Here is a 14851-nt window from a genome sequence, read left to right on the forward strand (position 1 = left end):
ATATGCACGGTTTATTGTTAAGAAATATCGGAGTACAAGATACGAAAAGAGACCTATTTTTCAATAGATCTCTTCTCTTTATTTTTTAGAACTTATTTGAAATATTTTTCATCTAACAATTTAAATTCTTTTTCTTTATCGGGTCTTATTGATACAGTAATCGGATCCCACTGAGTAGGCCATCCACCAAATATAGCTCCAAGTCTTACAATTTTAATTGCATGAAGACCTTTTGCCAATGCGATAGATTTATCTGCTCGTGAAGATCTACGGGCAGTATCTTTTCCATTATCATTGCTGATTAATTGTTTTCCGTCAATCCACAATTCACTATCAGTACTAAAATAATATACGCCATCCTCAGGAATGTCTATATATCCTGTTAGTATAGTACTATAAAAGTCCTGTGGATATACTTCCACATAACCATTAACACGATGTTTTGCTTTTTGTGGAGAAGTTATATATTCAACTTCATCGGGAGTCTTACCATCTAAATCCGACACTTTACGGGCAACTCCTTTGAAATGTTCGGCTTTCAAACCGGGTTTCTCACCTGCTTGTTTTTCAACAGCGGGAGCCGGAGTTTGCTTTTCAATGGTGATAGTTCTTACAGGACTCATTTTATCAGATGACAACACCGAGCGTATTTTCAAGGTTGTATTTTCAGTAAAGCTTAATGGTTTGTCATAAACAGCAGATGACAGAGTTGGCTCCGAACCATCTATTGTATAAACGAATTTAACAGGCTCAGTTGATTTAAACGCTAATGCAGCTGAATCAGTAAATACTATAAAATCGCAAGATGGAACATCTTTTTGTTCGGGTAGAGGAATATAATAATTGATATTATGCATATCTAAACGCACTCTCTGATTTTCGATTCGACGCTCAAAATCCTCATAATTCTTTCTTGTTGGCTGAGACCAAGTAACTTCAGCCAGAGCTATAACACGTGGGTAAATATCAAAATCCATATCATCAGTCTGATAATTATACTCACACCACATATTAGCCTGAGCACCTAAGATATGATGTTTTTTATCCTCTGCTATTTTTGCAGGAATAGGCTCATAACTGTAAGTTTCCGATAAAGTAGTCAATCCTCCAATAGTAACAGGTAATATTTTAGAATCACCTTGGTAGTGGTCTAAATACAACCAGTTTCCGGGAGTCATAATCACATCATGTCCCATATTAGCGGCAGCAATACCACCTTCTTCGCCTCTCCAGCTCATAACAGCCGCAGTTGGAGCCAATCCTCCTTCAAGAATTTCATCCCAACCTATCATTTTCTTATTATGTTTCAATAAGACTTTTTCCATACGTTGTACAAAATAGCTTTGTAGCTTCTCTTCTGCACTATGCTCTTTGTCTGCTTTCAATCCAAGTTCTTTAATACGAGCCTGACATTTTGGACATTTTTCCCATCTAACTTTAGGACACTCGTCTCCTCCGATATGGAAATATTCACTTTCAAACAAAGGAATAACCTCCTCAATAACATCTGTCAGAAATTGAAATACCGAATCGTTTCCGGCACAATATACATCATTTGCAACTCCCCAAATATTACGTACCTCGAAAGGTCCTCCTGTACAAGAAAACTCAGGGTAAGCAGCCAATGCTGCAACACCATGTCCGGGAAGCTCTATCTCAGGAATTACTTCAATAAAACGCTCTTTGGCATACGCTACAATTTCTTTAACCTGATCTTGTGTATAGAAATAAGGCCCATAAGTACTACCATCACCTTCTACACGCATCGCTCCTATTTCAGTCAATTTAGGATACTTCTTTATTTCGATACGCCATCCTTGATCTTCAGTTAAATGCCAATGGAATGTATTTATTTTGAACATTGCCAATACATCCAATTGCTTTTTGATATAATCTACATCAGCAAAATGACGGCATACATCCAAATGTTGTCCGCGATATGGAAAGCGAGGTTCGTCTTTAATGCTCACACTTGGAGCTTTCCATGCTATATTTTTTACTATTACAGGACTTTCAATTTCGGCAGGAAGCAATTGCATTACAGTTTGCATGCCATAAAATGCTCCTTGTGGAGTTTTGGCTTTTATGTCTATTCCTTTTTCGGTTACCTCCAATAAATAACCTTCGTCATTTACAGCTATATCCTTATCTAGATTGATACTTATATAATTAGAACCCGGAACACTTGTTTTGATATCTAAATCATAACCGGTCGAATTCTTGATCTTAGCAGCAAAATAAGAAGCCACCTTATCTAAAGACGGATCATTTACCGCAAATACTACATTTTTTGAAAGCTCAAAACTTCCTTCATTTTGTTTTAACTCCAAAGGTATAGGAGTTACATTTATCCCCTCATTGTAAGACTTCTGAACAGGAGTTTCTGTACTACCGCATGATGATACAAGTAGGGCCAATGCTACTGTACACACAGGTATAAGTTTTTTCAGCATAATTATATTATTTAGTTATTTAATCAAGGCTAATTTTCACAAATGTTATTTAACAAACGATTAAAATGCTAAGATAATGAAAAATGAAACATCTACTTATCAGCAAAAAGCCTTTATGTTATATAACATACCCCAAAAATCTTTTACTCAAACATAAAATCGGCTATCACAAAACGAAATAAGAGGAATGCCTTCATAAAGACCACTCCTCTTATTGTATAAATATAGAAAGTATACTACTTTAGATAGCATTAATTTCTTTCAACACATTATTTGTTTTATGAACGGCAACAGCAGATGCTTCGAATTTTTCTTTTTCGTCAGCAGTAAGCTTTAGGTCAATGATTTTTTCCCAGCCATTTCTACCTAAGACTACAGGAACACCAATACAAATATCACTTTGTCCGTATTCGCCTTCAAGGCTAACACAACAAGGAATTACTTTCTTTTGATCGTGAAGTATAGTTTCCACTACCGCTGCTCCCGCAGCACCCGGAGCGTACCATGCTGATGTACCTAACAAACCTGTAAGAGTTGCGCCACCGACCATAGTATCGGCAACCACTTTATCCAAAGCCTCTTTTGACAAAAGCTCAGAAACAGGAATACCCTTATATGTAGCCAGACGAGCCATAGGAATCATAGTAGTATCACCATGTCCACCAATAACCATACCTTCAACTTCTGTTGGATTTACACCTAAAGCCTCACTCAAATAATATTTGAAACGTGAACTATCCAGTGCTCCACCCATACCTACAATACGGTGTTTAGGAAGACCTGTTACTTTAGAAGCCAAGTAGGTCATTGTATCCATTGGATTAGAGATAATAACCAAAATAGCATTGGGGGAATATTTCAGAATGTTTTCCGCAACACTTTTCACAATACCTGCATTCACGCCGATCAACTCTTCACGAGTCATACCCGGCTTACGAGGAATACCTGATGTAATAACCACAACATCCGAATTTGCGGTAGCTGCATAATCATTAGTAACACCCTTAATTCTTGAGCTGAACTCAAGTAACTGAGCTGTTTGATTCATATCCATTGCTTTTCCTTCAGCAACACCCTCTTTTACATCGAGCATGATTACTTCGTCCGCAATTTTTTTAAATGCTAATACATTTGCACAAGTGGCTCCGACATTACCGGCTCCCACAACCGTTACTTTAGACATGATAATTTAGTTTTATAGTTATGAATTAGATTACATGTAATTATTCGAAATATTTTTTCTCAAAGCCTGAGTAATAAATAACATCTATTTCGAATAGACAAACAAAAGTAGCTTGTTATTTGCAATTAAGGAATTATTTCAGAGCTAAATTTCACTCTAAATATTAAAAAATATTGACAAGAAGATTCACAGTATATGACGTTTTTACAATCAAAAAATATCAAACATATACTTTTGAACCTTCCCATATAAACCAGATGTTATTTAGAAACCATCTCACGGTAAACATTAACCATTCTGTAACTTCATAAATAGTGAGTACTTAGCTGAATTACTGAAAAAACTTGAATAGTCTAAGCTCTCTAATTTATATTATTAATATATTTGTATACAAGTCTAACATATTAAAAAGAAGTAAGAAAGTAAAGTTATATGGAACAGAATACAAAACCTTCGACAAGAAATACCAAAATATTAATTGCCATTATTGTGGGTTTAATTGTAGGAATGGGGATTGCCGCATATTTCATTTTCAACCAAAAAACTCAACTGGAAGAATTACAGCAGGTAAACGAAATATCCAAGCAAAAACTGGAAGACGAATATGCAAGCATAGACACTCAATACGAAGGGTTTAAACTTTCAATCAAAAATGACTCTTTGTTTCAACAATTGAGTAATGAGCAAGCAAAAGTACAACGCTTGAGGGAAGAGCTTCGTACGGTAAAAGCGACTGATAAAGCAGAAATAAGCCGCTTAAACAATGAACTTAGCAGTCTTAGAAAAATTCTGAAGTCATATATTGTACAAATAGATTCACTTAACCGTGCTAACGAAAGGCTTGTACAACAAAATAAAGAGATAACAAATAAATATCAGGAAACGACAAAGACATTAAATAAAGTTTCACAAGAAAAAGCTAACCTGAACGAGAAAGTAACACGTGCGGCTAAACTCGATGCAACAGCCATAAGTGTAGCAGCAACCAACTCGAAAGGGAAAGTACAAAAGAAAATAAAAAGTGTAGAACAATTAGTAGTCTCTTTCACTATTACAAAAAACATCACTGCAGAACCGGGTGAAAGAGTAATCTATGTTCGAATAATGAAACCTGATGATGATATTCTGGTAAAAAACAGAGCTAACACTTTCTCTTTCGAAAATCGAGAAATTCAATACTCGATGAAACGAGCTATTGAATACGGAGGCGAAGAGGTACCTGTTACATTATACTGGAAGGTTGAAGAATACTTAATGCCGGGAACTTACAGAGTTGATTTATTTGCTGATGGCAGTTTAATCGGTTCACGCTCTTTTTCACTTGAAAAATAAAAAGCTAACAGGATTTTTATTTTTTAAGAATAAGTTATAACTATTAAATTGTAGTATTTTTTCACACGACTTATAAAAGTATGATACTAGAATCTTTAAAATATATTCGTGAAGAAGGTAAACCAAATGAATGGGGCATCGAAGGGAAAAACGGCGATCTGATCAGGTTCGACAATATCAACCTGTTCGTTGGTAAAAATGCTGTAGGTAAGAGTAGAACACTAACTGCTTTATGCCAAATAGCGAACCTCTTATCTTTGAAAAAACCGGTTTCCGATTTGAAATTTTCCGAAACAAAGTATCACCTGATATTAAAAGAAGATAATATCACTTATGAATATATTATTTCAATAGAAAACAATCTGATTACAGACGAAATTCTATGGGTAAAAGGTGTTGAAAAGTACAACAGAAAAAAGAGTAAGATATACTCAGAGGAATCTCAGAAGTTTGAAGTCCTTGATATTGCAGATACTGATCTGATTACCTCGATCCAAAATAAAGACAAAGAATACCCCTATATAGCTGAAATATTCGAATGGAGTAATGCATTAAAAAATTATGCTTTCACAAATCAATATGAAAAAAATCATTTGATTAAACACCGAGAAGAACTGGAACACTTAGAGATTGTTGAAGACTTCAGCTCTGACAATATCGTCAAACTCTTTTTTAAAGGCAAAAATGATTTTGGACAACCCTATATAGACAACATTATTTCTGACCTTCATTCAATAGGATATGATATTAGCAATATCGATCTGCTAAAAGATCAGCTAGGAATAGGGTTATCAGTACAAGAAGAAGAACTACCGGAGCCGACACTTCAACTGGATATGTCTCAAGGGATGTTTAGGGCACTTTCTTTTCTTATACAACTTGAATATGCCCTATTAAGTAAAATATCGGTATGTCTTCTTATCGATGACTTAGGTGAAGGACTAGACTACGCCCGCTCTAAATCTCTCATTGAGTTATTAATCTATAAAGTTAACAACTCGGACATACAGATATTTATAACCACCAATGATAGGTATATCATGAATAAAATCCCCTTAAGGTATTGGTCTGTAATCGAACGTAAAGCAAAAGCATCCATATTTCATAATTATCATAATGCGAGAGAAATTTTTGATGATTTTAAATATACAGGATTAAATAATTTCGATTTCTTAGCCAGTGATTTCTACCTTCAAGGATTTAAGAACGAAGAGGAAGAGTAAGCCAATATATGAAAAAGATTGCATTTTTTGTTGAAGGACAAACCGAGCAGGTCTTCATCAATAGGCTCATAAAAGAGATTATCGGCTATAAAAACCTTACGGTTCTTCTAAAAAAAATCTCAGGAGGTACCAATGCTCCCAAACGTGAATTTGTAAGGAATTATAGCATTCCCCTCAAATCGGAATTCACTGCACTTATATATGACTGTGGTTCCGATAATCGAGTAAAATCAGAAATACTTGATAACATAAATAGCCTGAGAGAAGCCGGATATACAAATATTATAGGATTAAGAGACTTATATCCATTATCGATAGAGGAACTACCTCGTCTCGAAAAAGGACTACAATACCTGCCTTATCCATTAAAAAAGAAAGATTATCCTTTTGATATAATAATAGCAGTAAGAGAAGTAGAAACATGGTTTCTTGCAGAAAGCAGTCATTTTCTAAAAGTGGACAAGAAACTTACGGGACGATTCATTGAAAAACATCTAGGCTTCAACCCTGATATGGTAAACCCTATTTCGCGCGAACATCCATCTGAAGATATAAACAGGATATATAAATTAATAGGCAGATCGTACACAAAAAAATACTGGCAAGTAGAGAAACTGGTAAATCGACTCGATTTTAATAAAATAAGGAAAGATATTCGATTTAAAATTCCGGCTTTAAATGAGCTGATAACTACTATCGAAAAGTTTAAAGAAGGTCAGCTACAAGAACCTGTTCTATCCGAAAAAGAAAAAAGCAGTCTGAACTAATTCAAACTGCTTTTCTTATCTTAAAGAATCTGCTATTACGCTTCTGCTTCTGCTTGTGGAACTACAGATACGAATGATCTTTCGTTCTTTTTTCTACGGAATGCAACTACTCCATCAACAAGAGCAAATAATGTATGATCTTTACCGATACCTACATTTTCACCTGGATGATGAGTTGTTCCTCTTTGACGAACGATGATGTTACCTGCTTTCACGATTTCACCACCAAATGCTTTAACGCCTAATCGTTTACTTTCCGATTCACGGCCGTTCTTCGAGCTACCTACACCTTTCTTGTGTGCCATTTTCTTCTAATTTTACTGATTAAGCAATAATATCTTTTACTGTAACTTGTGTAAATTGTTGACGGTGACCGTTCAACTTACGATATCCTTTTCTTCTTTTCTTGTGGAAAATAAGTACTTTATCGCCTTTTACTTGGTCTCCAACTGTAAGGATAACTTTCGCTCCACTTACAAAAGGTGCACCTACGGTTACAGCACCGTTTTTGTCAACTAATAACACTTTCTCGATTTCAAGATCAGCACCACTGTCTGCTGTTACTCTGTGAACAAACAATTTTTGATCTTTCTCAACTTTGAATTGTTGTCCTTGAATTTCTACAATTGCGTACATCTGCAATATAAATTTTTACAAGTTATGAGCCTGAGGCGAACTATTGTTATATAGTTTCTTGTCTGCCTATTAGCAATCGGGGAGCAAAATTACAAATATTTCGTCAATTACACAAGCCACAATAATGTATATTTTATTTTTTAAGAGTATAGATCAGTTTTCCTGAAAAATTTTGAGGAATCGAATTAATAAATTCAGTATAATCGATTCCATTTATAGTTCCTTCAACCTTCAACATCTTAATTAGAATATCCCGGGTAAAGTCACCTCTCATCTCCAATAAAGAGTTGGAGATTTTATATGTATGAGTAAGGGTTTCCTTAATATCAATATCCTCAACATATATCTTATTATTTTCAAAATAATATTTTTCTCTGCTATTAAGAGTCAAAGATGGATCTTTTTTAGGTATTGTTGTTGTTACAACGTATTCTTTATCAAACACCATATTTATAGTATTCTGTTGCAATGATTGAACAAAAGACTTGTTTATCAATTCGTCAAATGGAGAATAGTTTGATTCTAGTTTTACAGATTTAACAACCCATTTTCCGATTATCATTTCTTTTGCTTGAGCGTCATCCGTAATAAATACCTCATCCTCATCATCGCCTCCACAAGCAGAAAACCCTAAAAAGATACATGAAAGTAGACAGAATAATACTTTTTTCATAGTGCTAAATAATTTTTCAGATAAATAAAATGTGTTTGATATAAAATTAATGTTCCAAATATAGCCAATTTGTCTTATCCTATATTACTTTCGCGAAAAAATTAATAGATAAAATACTCCCCCATAGCTCTCTGTTTTGAATATTTGTGTTACTTTTGCACAAAACATAAAAGACTGTGCAGTTTTATTAAGATATGGCAATAACAAAAACAAGAACTATGTTGATTGACGTCGCCCGGCAATTATTTGCCAAGCTGGGTGTCGAGAATACAACTATGAATGATATTGCTCTTGCCTCCCATAAAGGCCGACGGACTCTGTACACATACTTCAACAACAAGAATGAGGTATTTAAAGCGGTAGTCGAATCCGAATTGGATAAGATGATAAAGGCTCTTCAAGCTGTAGTTGAAAAAGATCTTCCCGCAGATGAAAAACTCATGTTGTTCTTTTACACACGCCTCGATGCAGTAAAAAATGTAGTAGCACGTAACGGCAACCTCAGAGCCGATTTTTTTCGTGACATCTGGCGTGTACAAAACGTACGCAAAACATTTGACCGTAAAGAAACCGAAATCCTCAAGGAAATATTACAAAAAGGTGTAGACGAAGGAACTTTGTCTATGCCGGATGTAGACCTCACTGCTGAAATTCTGCATAATGCATTAAGAGGGCTGGAGGTTCCTTATATCAGAGGGCTTATTAATCCGAATGATTCCGACCACAAAAGGCGATACCTTAATATTTCACACCTCATCTTTCGGGGAATAAAGAAATAAAACTAAAACAGCAATAATCAGTTATACTTAATTAGTAAAAATAGAACATTAAATATTTCACATAACTTAATATCCACAAATAATTTAATATTTGATTATGAAACTTTTAGAAGGAAAAACAGCAATCATAACTGGTGCAGCCAGAGGTATTGGAAAAGCAATAGCACTAAAATATGCACAAGAAGGAGCAAATATTGCTTTTACAGATTTAGCTGTTGATGACAATGCAAAACAAACAGAAAAAGAAATAGCTGCCCTAGGCGTAAAAGTAAAGGCTTATGCATCAAATGCTGCCGATTTTGAAGATACACACAAGGTGGTAGATGCAATTGTAAAAGATTTCGGAAGAGTAGATATCCTGGTTAACAATGCAGGCATCACTCGTGACGGTCTTATGATGCGTATGACTGAACAACAATGGGATATGGTAATCAACGTAAACCTAAAGTCTGCATTTAACTTTATTCATGCAATTACTCCTGTAATGATGAAACAAAAAGGAGGAAGTATTATCAACATGAGTTCGGTAGTAGGTATTTCAGGTAATGCAGGTCAAACTAATTATTCAGCATCAAAAGCAGGTATGATTGGTCTTGCTAAATCTATAGCCAAAGAAGTAGGCTCAAGAGGAATACGCGCAAACTGTATTTGCCCGGGATTTATCATCACTGAAATGACAGGAGCTCTATCAGAAGAAGTGAAAGCTAAATGGGCAGAACAAATTCCACTTCGTCGTGGAGGTACTCCAGAAGACGTTGCTAATGTCGCAGTGTTCTTAGGTTCAGATCTATCTTCTTATGTTAGTGGACAAATTATTCCGGTTTGTGGTGGAATGAACATGTAAGGTTACTGACCCCTTTTAAATAAGAATATTAGATAGTATTTAATACATTTCACTATCATAACATAAAAGACGCAAAGAAATAATTAACTTTGCGTCTTTATTTTTTGCCCTCATATTATGACTGTATTATACGAAGACAACCATATCATTATTGTAAATAAAACTGTTTCGGAAATCGTACAAGGTGATAAAACCGGAGATAAGCCTCTTTCTGAAATAGTAAAAGAATGGCTCAAGGAGAAGTACAATAAACCCGGAAATGTATTTTGCGGAGTAACGCATCGTCTCGACAGACCTGTAAGCGGTATAGTAGTATTTGCTAAAACAAGCAAAGCACTTCCCCGATTGAATAAGATGTTTCAAGATAAAGAAATAAAGAAAACATATTGGGCTATAGTGAAAAATGCACCTAAGGATTCAGAGGGAACATTAACCAATTTTCTGGTACGTAACGAAAAGCAAAATAAATCATATGCCTACGATACTGAAAGACCCGATTCGAAGAAAGCCATTCTTCATTACAAGCTAATTGGACAATCGGATAAATATAATCTTCTGGAAATTGATTTGGAGACCGGACGTCATCATCAAATACGTTGTCAATTAGCAAAGATGGGTTGCATAATAAAAGGCGATTTAAAATATGGTGCAGATCGTTCCAATCCCGATGGAGGAATAAGTCTGCATGCACGCAAAATTAGCTTTATACATCCGGTCTCAAAGGAGCTGATTGAAGTTACTGCACCTGTTCCGGATGATAATTTATGGAAAGCTTTCGAGAGAGGCAATTAAGTTAAGAGTAAAATTTATTGGTATATTTTATAGTTATAACAATCTACATTTGTTATACTTGCCAAAGCAATAAAAAGGTCTATGACCTTAGCTAATACTTTATAATAGATAAAACCTCTTATAAAAGTTATAAAACATTATCCAAATAATTGACGGAATGCTTCTTCGACTTTTCTTACGGGGATAATTTCGATATTTACTTTAGAAGTGAAACTCTTAAGATTATTATGAGGGATAAGAATTTTAGAGAAGCCTAGTTTTTCAGCCTCTAATATCCGTTGTTCAATTCTATTAACAGGACGTATCTCCCCTGATAATCCTACCTCTCCCGACATACAAACGTGTCTTTCGACAGCAATATCCAAGCTCGAAGATAAAACGGCACTAATCACCGCCATGTCAATAGCAGGGTCGTTTACTTTCAAACCTCCGGCTATATTCAGAAAGACATCTTTTTGGATTAACTTAAACCCTGCACGCTTTTCGAGAACTGCCAATAACATATTCATCCTACGGCTATCAAAACCCGTTGCAGATCGTTGAGGGATTCCATAAGCAGCAGTGCTAACCAATGCTTGAGTTTCGATTAAAAACGGTCTTACACCTTCTATTGCAGCAGCAATAGAAACCCCGCTTAGCCCTTCATGATTTTGAGTAAGTAATAACTCTGACGGATTACTTACCTCACGCAGACCATTTTGTCTCATTTCGTATATACCCAATTCAGCTGTACTACCAAATCGGTTTTTGATGCCTCTCAATATACGGTACATATAATGCTGATCGCCTTCAAACTGCAATACAGTATCTACAATATGCTCCAATACTTTAGGACCGGCTATACTACCCTCTTTATTGATATGACCGATAAGTATTACAGGAGTACCTGTTTCTTTCGCAAATTTCAAAATCGCAGCAGAACATTCCCTTACTTGTGCAACACTTCCGGGAGATGACTCTATCAAATCAGTAAATATGGTTTGTATAGAATCAATAATAACAAGATCGGGTTTTGTATTCTGAATATGAACAAATATTTGTTGTAAATTGGTTTCACAAACAATATAACAATTCTGGCTCTTTTCATTTATTCTATCGGCTCTCAACTTCAATTGACGAACACTCTCCTCCCCCGATACATATAATGTCTTCTGAGAATTCAAATTTAGTACTGTCTGCAATATCAATGTAGATTTACCGATACCGGGTTCTCCACCTAGAAGGATCAAAGAGCCGGGCACTAAACCTCCACCTAAAACCCTGTTAAGCTCTTCATCTTTCAAGTCGATGCGTGGTTCTTCTCCGGTTGCCACATCTTGTAATAATATAGGCTTAGCCTTCGGAGAATCAAACAATGTATCTGTTCGTCTACTGTTGCTATCCTTAGCTATTATTTCTTCTACATACGTATTCCATTCTCCGCAAATAGGACATTTGCCGAGCCATTTAGCTGAATCGTTACCACAATTACTACAAACATACACCGATTTGGTCTTGGCCATTATCTTACAATACAATTATTAAAATACAACAAAGTATCATTAACTACAAAACGTAACCAAAATAGTTACATAAGTGACTGAAAGTTGTCACTTTCACTAATTCACTAAAGAATTAATTATCAACACAAAACAAGTAAAAAGGTTACAAAAGTGACAAAAGTGACACTTTTTGACAGCTTATTTTTTTCTCCCTGACTGTCACTTTTTAGCATCTTAATATTCTTTATAAATAGATAAAACACTCCTTATAAAAAAATAAGGTCTGAGACCTTATTTTTTTATAAACTTCTCGGTTAATTTACCGGAATCAGCCTGAATCACAACGGAATAAACTCCCTTCTGCCACCCATCAACTGCTATTGTAGCCGTAGAAGCATTGTATCCCGATTTTGTATATATCTGACGACCTGCTAAATCGTATATCTTTATACTTCTTATTATTGAACTTGTATTGACATTTATCTCATTGTCGGCCATAGTAGGGAAAATAACGATATCTTTCGTGATATTATCAACAATTTCCGGTTCTAAACCCGAAGGATAATTAGGATCATACCCTTTAAGAGTCTTATTTCCTTCATTTATTGGATCGAGATATTTCTTCATCTGCCGGTTTTCGCCTTCCAAATAATCCCAGTGATAGGAAAATTTACCATAAACATCCGGTCGAAATAAATTAATACACTCTGACAGACCTCCACTTAGAGTTCCTATAATCAAACCCTCTTGACTAAATAGAGGGGAGCCTGAAGAACCTCCTTCTGTAACACTATTTCCGTCATATACTACTTGCCATGATGCATCAGTTGCTCCTGTTATATATTTCTTATTGGCATCTGTACCATAAAATGTTGTTGTACTTATAGGTCTGTTATAAGTTGTGATCTTCTTAAGGTCATAATTAGGATGATGAATAACAACACCTGAAGTTGCCGCAATATTCCTCCTATCCCATCCATTATAAAAAGGCTTCCACTCTGTAGGAACATTATCTTTCAATTTAATTAAAGCCCCATCAGAACCTCTGGTTATTACTCCATATGATGTTTCCTCAATAGGCGAATTGACTAAAAGATCAACTCCAACCAAAGTACCAGCCGTTTCGGGAATAACCTTCTCATTCTGGCAACCCGGAAACTCAAAATTAAAGTAAACAAGCATGTTTGGATAATCGATAATTCCATCTTTAACAAAACAATGATCTGCTGTTAAAACGTAAGGTGTACCATCTCGCTTTGTATTATTTATTAAACTACCGGAGCAAGCTGACCACCTCTGATTCACTTTAAAACATAAAAGAACAACTCCTCTTTTTTGATTTTTCCAATTATCACCTGCCGGACAGTTTACATTAATCATGCACGAAGCAGATTGATTGATTTCCTTACCAGGGGGAAGAGAAACAGCTCTGGGATTATAAATATATCCGACATCTTCAACGACTAGGCGAGGCTGTTCACTTGAAGTTGCTGATGCTACATACTCTAAAGTTATTTTTTCACCGGAAATTATTTCCGTTGCAAAAGAACCGCCTTCCGGGTGCGTACTTCTGGTATATGCTCCCAAAACTTGTGAATGATCTTCATTATAAATAAATAATTTTGCTCCCTCAGGAATATAAAAATCTTTATAACTTAAAATCAGTCCTTTTGCCCCTTGTGCAAAAATGGTTTGTTGCCATATCTTAACAGAGTCTGAAAAAGTACTCCAATTTCCCGTTTTACGAATATCTACATCAACAGGCAGTACTTCTGCCACTCGTGCCGGTCCACCATTTCTTTCGACAATAGCATCTTCCCATATCAATCTGTCTATATCCAAATTAACAGGAATATTAGTTACAGGTGATGTAGACCGAAGAGTATTCGGACGTGAAAAGCTCGGAGGAACTCCTCCCTGACTAATCTGACCAAAAGCTGATAAACTAAGAATAGAAGAGACTAACAAAAATAAAAGTTGTTTATTAATCATCGTTTTTAAAGTTTTTGTGTATTACTTATTGTATCCATTAGAAGAAGAACATATTTATCTACATCTTCTCTATTTACAAGCTCATCAGCTTCAAAAATAATTTTAGCGCGACTATAATGAGGTTCTCTTCGGTTTAAGTTATCCGTTACAAATAAAAGAAGTTCTTCTTCATTTTTATCCTTAATTAAAGGACGTTTTTCCTTGCACAAGTTTAATCTTTCGGATAATAATCCGGCACTGGCTTTCATATAAATAGTGATACCGGCATTATTCATCACCTCCATATTATCGTAAAAACAAGGAGCTCCTCCCCCTGTTGAAATTACAACATTTTCAAATTGGGCAACCTCCTTTAATACCTTATTTTCGATTTCTCTGAATCCCTCTTCTCCGAATTGCTCGAATAACTGAGCGATTGTTTTATTATATCTATTTTGGATAAAATGGTCTAAATCTACAAATTCCAGGTCTAATAATTTTGCCAATTCTCTGCCTGCCGTAGTTTTACCGACGCCCATATATCCTATTAAGAAAATACGTGTCATAAAATGCTTTTTGCAAAAATAAGAAAATAAATATAGGAAAAACTATTTATAAAGAATTATTAAGGTCCACAACCTGTTAACCGCTTCTTAATAAATAACAGAACAATGAGTTACGGCAAATTAATAAGAAGTACAAATCTCCAATAAAAAG

14 protein-coding genes are annotated in these 14851 nt (G+C 35.2%); 6 read left to right on the forward strand and 8 right to left on the reverse strand.

The window, feature by feature from the left end; all coding sequences use genetic code 11:
- Window positions 1-92: 92 nt before the first annotated feature.
- Window positions 93-2453 (reverse strand): family 20 glycosylhydrolase, encoded by a 2361-nt coding sequence (locus tag G7050_RS16550; protein WP_166117373.1) that lies wholly within the window; start codon window positions 2451-2453, stop codon window positions 93-95.
- Between the two features lie 241 nt (window positions 2454-2694).
- On the reverse strand, window positions 2695-3636 hold the full coding sequence (mdh, locus tag G7050_RS16555) for a malate dehydrogenase (protein ID WP_166117374.1): 942 nt from the start codon (window positions 3634-3636) through the stop codon (window positions 2695-2697).
- Between the two features lie 432 nt (window positions 3637-4068).
- Here mdh and G7050_RS16560 point away from each other — a divergent pair, with 432 nt between their 5' ends.
- From G7050_RS16560 to G7050_RS16570, 3 genes are all read left to right on the forward strand, one after another.
- The gene (locus G7050_RS16560; protein ID WP_166117375.1) at window positions 4069-4968 is read left to right on the forward strand and encodes a hypothetical protein; all 900 of its coding nucleotides are present in this window, start codon (window positions 4069-4071) and stop codon (window positions 4966-4968) included.
- Between the two features lie 80 nt (window positions 4969-5048).
- Complete coding sequence (locus tag G7050_RS16565) at window positions 5049-6191, forward strand: AAA family ATPase (RefSeq protein WP_166117376.1); 1143 nt, start codon at window positions 5049-5051, stop codon at window positions 6189-6191.
- A gap of 8 nt (window positions 6192-6199) precedes the next feature.
- Window positions 6200-6958, forward strand: a complete 759-nt coding sequence (locus tag G7050_RS16570; protein WP_166117377.1) for a DUF4276 family protein — start codon at window positions 6200-6202, stop codon at window positions 6956-6958.
- A gap of 35 nt (window positions 6959-6993) precedes the next feature.
- On the opposite strand, the gene rpmA is transcribed toward G7050_RS16570, so the two are convergent.
- The 3 genes from rpmA to G7050_RS16585 all read right to left on the reverse strand — a co-directional run bounded on the left by rpmA (window position 6994) and on the right by G7050_RS16585 (window position 8267).
- Window positions 6994-7263 (reverse strand): 50S ribosomal protein L27, encoded by a 270-nt coding sequence (gene rpmA, locus G7050_RS16575; RefSeq protein ID WP_166117378.1) that lies wholly within the window; start codon window positions 7261-7263, stop codon window positions 6994-6996.
- Between the two features lie 19 nt (window positions 7264-7282).
- A complete protein-coding gene (gene rplU / locus G7050_RS16580) occupies window positions 7283-7594 on the reverse strand; it encodes a 50S ribosomal protein L21 (RefSeq protein WP_166117379.1) in 312 nt (103 codons plus the stop codon).
- Window positions 7595-7727: 133 nt separating this feature from the next.
- Window positions 7728-8267, reverse strand: coding sequence for a hypothetical protein (locus G7050_RS16585; RefSeq protein ID WP_166117380.1), 540 nt, complete (start codon window positions 8265-8267; stop codon window positions 7728-7730).
- A gap of 194 nt (window positions 8268-8461) precedes the next feature.
- Here G7050_RS16585 and G7050_RS16590 point away from each other — a divergent pair, with 194 nt between their 5' ends.
- From G7050_RS16590 to G7050_RS16600, 3 genes are all read left to right on the forward strand, one after another.
- On the forward strand, window positions 8462-9046 hold the full coding sequence (locus G7050_RS16590; protein ID WP_166117381.1) for a TetR/AcrR family transcriptional regulator: 585 nt from the start codon (window positions 8462-8464) through the stop codon (window positions 9044-9046).
- Window positions 9047-9143: 97 nt separating this feature from the next.
- The gene (gene fabG / locus G7050_RS16595; protein ID WP_166117382.1) at window positions 9144-9890 is read left to right on the forward strand and encodes a 3-oxoacyl-[acyl-carrier-protein] reductase; all 747 of its coding nucleotides are present in this window, start codon (window positions 9144-9146) and stop codon (window positions 9888-9890) included.
- 117 nt (window positions 9891-10007) lie between these two features.
- Complete coding sequence (locus tag G7050_RS16600) at window positions 10008-10682, forward strand: RluA family pseudouridine synthase (protein ID WP_166117383.1); 675 nt, start codon at window positions 10008-10010, stop codon at window positions 10680-10682.
- 137 nt (window positions 10683-10819) lie between these two features.
- Here G7050_RS16600 and radA read toward each other — a convergent pair whose 3' ends face one another.
- The 3 genes from radA to G7050_RS16615 all read right to left on the reverse strand — a co-directional run bounded on the left by radA (window position 10820) and on the right by G7050_RS16615 (window position 14700).
- Complete coding sequence (gene radA, locus G7050_RS16605) at window positions 10820-12184, reverse strand: DNA repair protein RadA (protein ID WP_166117384.1); 1365 nt, start codon at window positions 12182-12184, stop codon at window positions 10820-10822.
- A gap of 270 nt (window positions 12185-12454) precedes the next feature.
- A complete protein-coding gene (locus tag G7050_RS16610; RefSeq protein ID WP_166117385.1) occupies window positions 12455-14155 on the reverse strand; it encodes a T9SS type A sorting domain-containing protein in 1701 nt (566 codons plus the stop codon).
- Between the two features lie 5 nt (window positions 14156-14160).
- Window positions 14161-14700: a shikimate kinase gene (locus tag G7050_RS16615; protein WP_166117386.1), complete on the reverse strand. Its 540-nt coding sequence runs from the start codon at window positions 14698-14700 to the stop codon at window positions 14161-14163.
- Window positions 14701-14851: the final 151 nt, after the last annotated feature.

The sequence above is a fragment of the Dysgonomonas sp. HDW5A genome (assembly GCF_011299555.1).
In the GTDB taxonomy this organism is placed as follows: Bacteria; Bacteroidota; Bacteroidia; order Bacteroidales; family Dysgonomonadaceae; genus Dysgonomonas_A.

Coding starts and splice junctions, on each gene's coding strand:
- G7050_RS16585 (WP_166117380.1), bottom strand. CDS start 8,267: ATGAAAAAAGTATTATTCTGTCTACTTTCATGTATCTTTTTAGGGTTT.
- G7050_RS16550 (WP_166117373.1), bottom strand. CDS start 2,453: ATGCTGAAAAAACTTATACCTGTGTGTACAGTAGCATTGGCCCTACTT.
- G7050_RS16570 (WP_166117377.1), top strand. CDS start 6,200: ATGAAAAAGATTGCATTTTTTGTTGAAGGACAAACCGAGCAGGTCTTC.
- G7050_RS16615 (WP_166117386.1), bottom strand. CDS start 14,700: ATGACACGTATTTTCTTAATAGGATATATGGGCGTCGGTAAAACTACG.
- radA (WP_166117384.1), bottom strand. CDS start 12,184: ATGGCCAAGACCAAATCGGTGTATGTTTGTAGTAATTGTGGTAACGAT.
- G7050_RS16565 (WP_166117376.1), top strand. CDS start 5,049: ATGATACTAGAATCTTTAAAATATATTCGTGAAGAAGGTAAACCAAAT.
- rpmA (WP_166117378.1), bottom strand. CDS start 7,263: ATGGCACACAAGAAAGGTGTAGGTAGCTCGAAGAACGGCCGTGAATCG.
- G7050_RS16600 (WP_166117383.1), top strand. CDS start 10,008: ATGACTGTATTATACGAAGACAACCATATCATTATTGTAAATAAAACT.
- G7050_RS16610 (WP_166117385.1), bottom strand. CDS start 14,155: ATGATTAATAAACAACTTTTATTTTTGTTAGTCTCTTCTATTCTTAGT.
- rplU (WP_166117379.1), bottom strand. CDS start 7,594: ATGTACGCAATTGTAGAAATTCAAGGACAACAATTCAAAGTTGAGAAA.
- G7050_RS16560 (WP_166117375.1), top strand. CDS start 4,069: ATGGAACAGAATACAAAACCTTCGACAAGAAATACCAAAATATTAATT.
- fabG (WP_166117382.1), top strand. CDS start 9,144: ATGAAACTTTTAGAAGGAAAAACAGCAATCATAACTGGTGCAGCCAGA.
- G7050_RS16590 (WP_166117381.1), top strand. CDS start 8,462: ATGGCAATAACAAAAACAAGAACTATGTTGATTGACGTCGCCCGGCAA.
- mdh (WP_166117374.1), bottom strand. CDS start 3,636: ATGTCTAAAGTAACGGTTGTGGGAGCCGGTAATGTCGGAGCCACTTGT.